General features: G+C 35.9%; 5 protein-coding genes. All 5 read left to right on the top strand.

The genetic code is table 11. The annotated features are described in order from the left end of the window. Nucleotides 1–170 precede the first annotated feature (170 nt). The 5 genes from AABK37_RS40790 (at nucleotide 171) to AABK37_RS40770 (ending at nucleotide 3,685) form a co-directional block, all read left to right on the top strand. Nucleotides 171–407, top strand: coding sequence for a hypothetical protein (locus tag AABK37_RS40790; RefSeq protein ID WP_432557080.1), 237 nt, complete (start codon nucleotides 171–173; stop codon nucleotides 405–407). Further along, complete coding sequence (locus AABK37_RS40785; RefSeq protein ID WP_432557079.1) at nucleotides 404–1,150, top strand: nucleotidyl transferase AbiEii/AbiGii toxin family protein; 747 nt, start codon at nucleotides 404–406, stop codon at nucleotides 1,148–1,150. The genes AABK37_RS40790 and AABK37_RS40785 overlap by 4 nt, the downstream gene beginning before the upstream one ends. Nucleotides 1,151–1,568: 418 nt before the next feature. After that, nucleotides 1,569–2,102 carry a hypothetical protein gene (locus tag AABK37_RS40780; protein ID WP_432557078.1) on the top strand — a complete coding sequence of 178 codons (534 nt, stop codon included), beginning with the start codon at nucleotides 1,569–1,571 and terminating at the stop codon, nucleotides 2,100–2,102. 82 nt (nucleotides 2,103–2,184) lie between these two features. After that, on the top strand, nucleotides 2,185–2,571 hold the full coding sequence (locus AABK37_RS40775; protein ID WP_432557077.1) for a helix-turn-helix domain-containing protein: 387 nt from the start codon (nucleotides 2,185–2,187) through the stop codon (nucleotides 2,569–2,571). After that, nucleotides 2,540–3,685: a hypothetical protein gene (locus AABK37_RS40770; RefSeq protein ID WP_432557076.1), complete on the top strand. Its 1,146-nt coding sequence runs from the start codon at nucleotides 2,540–2,542 to the stop codon at nucleotides 3,683–3,685. Before AABK37_RS40775 ends, AABK37_RS40770 begins: the two co-directional genes overlap by 32 nt. Nucleotides 3,686–3,754 lie beyond the last annotated feature (69 nt).

Below are 3,754 nucleotides of genomic sequence, written 5' to 3'. Positions count from 1 at the left end.
TCCTAGTCTTGCTGGTTCAATATTTGCTGAATAAAAAGTATCATCTACTACAAAATTTTTTAGCGATCGCCCTGAGGAGAAAACTTTTTGGTTTACTGACTCTTGTATATACATTTTTAAAATAAAGCTATGCTAGAAATAGAGCTAGCTAAAGTGGTTGATAAAAAAATATGACAACCGCAACATATACAATTAATTCTGTTGTCGCACCAAAAAAACTACCTTTTTTGGAATCTATTTGCTGGCAGACAGCCGATGTGTATCGCTTCACACCAGAAGAAATGCTGAGTCGTTATGAACGTGGTTGGCGATATCACGATATATACAATAATCTTTATGGTGAAGAATTAAACTTTCTTAAAGAAATCGCTAGACGTTATAAATCTTGGTTGTTAACTGATTTATGACCTTCAGGTTAGACCACCATAATAAAATCCTCACAATTCTTGAATGTTTAGATTGTGAGGTACTTAGGAAAGGTTCTGCTTACTTCGGTGGTGGAACCCTTCTTGCTCTTGATTTTGAAGAATACCGATGGAGTAAGGATGTTGATTTTATTGCTTCTGTTAGTACAGAAGGCTATAAATACTTACGTACAGTAGTATTTGATAATGGGCATGAAGCCTTATTTAGTGATTTAAGTAGAATCCAAATCGGACGTAGCACAACTGACCAGTATGGAATTCGGATGATAGTTTGTGTAAACGATGAATTGATCAAAACAGAAATTATTGCTGAAATTCGTTTTGAACTAGATCCACCTAGATACCCTAAATGGTCGCCAGTTCCGTGCTTAAGTTTAAATGACTGTTTTACGTCTAAACTGCTAGCTAATTCTGATCGATATATAGATAATAGTGTAGAAGCTAGAGATTTAATCGATTTAGCGGTTTTGAGGTTACAATCTCCAATACCTCAATCATCAATTGATAAAGCTGAAAAAGCTTATGAAGTTATACGACCTTTAAAAAAAGCACTCGAACGATTTCAAGAAAAACCAGATTACAGACAAAAATGTTTTCAAGGTCTAAAAGTTGATAAATCTTGGATATCCAAAATAATTGATGGTGTTGATTTACTTTCCATAGATTTAGGATTATCTCCTACTTCAAGGATTTTTCAAGAGCAACACGATATGTTTAGTGATTAAAAAATTGCGATGTTATAGCCTGTAATATTCCCGCGCCCGAAAGCGGACTTTTTTGTTTTGGGCGTATAAAAAAAAATATAGTGTACTATTCGTAACTAGTTGTATTTACCACTAGTATGCAAATCCGAAAATTTGAAGTAGATGAAATAACGATTGATTTCTATGTCACGCAAATTAGAAATATTTTTAGAGAATTGAGGCTTAATTATTGGCATCACTATACACCATTAATTCCCTTTGGAATAGATTATATAATCAAAGTTTGTCAATATCGAAAAGGAGCCGATATCGATATTATGAGTCACTTATTGTATACACTTTGTAGAGTGCAAAACGTGTATATTGAGGCAATTAAATCAGGCGAATTTTACAGTATTGATGATTGGGATATCATTATAGTAGATGAGGATATTTAATAATGAAAAAATACTATATTCCCCCAAACGCACCGCCACCACTTCGGATAGAAGATTGTTTATCAAAGCGGACTCAAAAAGATAGTGCTGATATTAAACCGACCGCTAAAAAGTTAACCTTTGACGACCTCGAAGTAATGCCAAAAACGCCAATAAGAACACGTCAAGGCGACTCGATGACGACTAGTGTAAATAAAGTTGTAAATACATCTATCGTTACAGCTCCAGCGCAAATCGTAGACGGTACGTGTCGCGGTCAAGGCGCTGGCAACTTCGCACCAATTCCCCAAAATTACGGACACGTTTCCAGCGATCGGCAGATAGCATCGCTACCAGAAGATTTTAGAGGAAATCCGAACGCGGTCGTTATCGATGCTCCTCAAGAAATTTTTCGCGGTTTGGAACGTCCGAAGCAATCGCCGCAAACGCCTACCGATATGAATGCTCTATTGCCTTGCGGAAACGGTTACGCGCCTATTCCCGCATCGCAACTTGTAAATGTTAATTACAAAAAAGCACCGCCATTAATCTATTAGTAATCGTATCGCCTTCTACTCGGAGGCGATTCTAATACCTAAAGATAGTCAATAGAATAAATATAAAATTATTTAAAACATTATGAAAGATATAGATATCCGAAAAAGTTTAGCAATATCGTATTTAGCATGTGGTGTTTCTATACAAGATACAGCGACCGCGTTAAATATATCTGTTAGTACGATTGAAAAATGGCGAGTGGGGGAAGATTTTAAAAAGCTATTAAGAGAAGCGGTAAGAGTAATACAAGACGCATCAATTGCCAAAATGTCAATAAAACTTGTTGAGTGCGCTGATGAATTAATCCGTATTGCAATATCTCCAGAAGTTAGCGACCGTGTAAAAATCTCCGCTATTCAATTAATATTTGGACAATTAGAGAAAGCTAGGAACTGGGAACTTGAAGAAAGATTAGTAAAAATTGAGAAATTGTTAAGTGATAACCAAATTACAACTACAGAAACTTGAGAAACAAGTAAAAAAACAAACCACTTCCAAAAAAAGCAATGCTTTAGTAATACCTGAAAAATGGGTAGATTTTGCAAAACTAATATCAATCCGAAGTGGTGGAACTATTAAACGATTTGACCCATACGACTATCAGAAAAAGCTAGTCCAATTGATGCTTGAACGGTCTGTAGTCATCGTTAAAAGTCGTCAGTTAGGAATTAGTGAAACAATCACTTGTTTTATGCTGTGGCGAGCCTGTCTCAATCCTGGGTATTTGGGATTAGTATTTTCAAAAACTCAGACAGATTCATCTTTACTCGCACGTCGAATGAAACGGATGATTGAGTCTCTAGGACTAAAGACAGCTACAGAAAATTTATCAGACATCGAAATACAAGGCAAGGGACGGATTCTCTTTAGAAATAGTAAACCTGAAAGCGGTCGTGGGATTGAATCAGTAGTTGACGTTTTATATGATGAATGGGCATTCGTTGAGACAGCGAAAGAGGTTCACGACGCAGTAGCACCAAGTCAGCAAATGGTAGGAAATGCTGCTAGAGAGTTTATTGTGTCAACTCCTAACGGTAAATCAGGTTTTTATTGGGACTTATTAAACAGCGGAAATGATGAACACGATATCGAGTTACAATGTCATCGTGCTAGTAAAGGACAGAGTGAACCTTTTCAATACTGGGTAGACCGTGGCGGATGGGGTAAAGTGTTGATCCACTGGAGAGTTCACCCGATCTATGGTGGAAACCCAAATTTTCTACAAGATATCCATGAAAAACAAAAACTTTCTTGGTCTACGATTGAGCAAGAATATAATCTAAATTTTGCTGAATCAGAAACTTCAATATTTAGTGCTGACATAGTAAGAAGTTGTGCTAGTGGAAATTGGGAAAATAATTACGATAAAGACGCTGAATACTATATTGGATTAGATACGAGTACAACAGGGGAAGATTATAGCGTCGCTACAGTATTAAAATTAAAAAATAATAAATATTCTTTAGTAAATATTTATCGTAAACGTCAGCAAACAAGTGAATATCATTTATATCAAATAAGTGAATTAATATCGAAATATAAACCAAAAATTGGGAGCATCCCATTTTGGCAGATTTACTAGTGATGGCAAAATAGAGGGAAATATATAAGCCGCATATCAAAGTGATGACTCAAGAAAAGCAAGCACGTC

The organism is Tolypothrix sp. VBCCA 56010, from assembly GCF_050875635.1.
Lineage (GTDB): Bacteria > Cyanobacteriota > Cyanobacteriia > Cyanobacteriales > Nostocaceae > Hassallia.
This window is presented reverse-complemented; position numbering and strand designations above follow the sequence as displayed.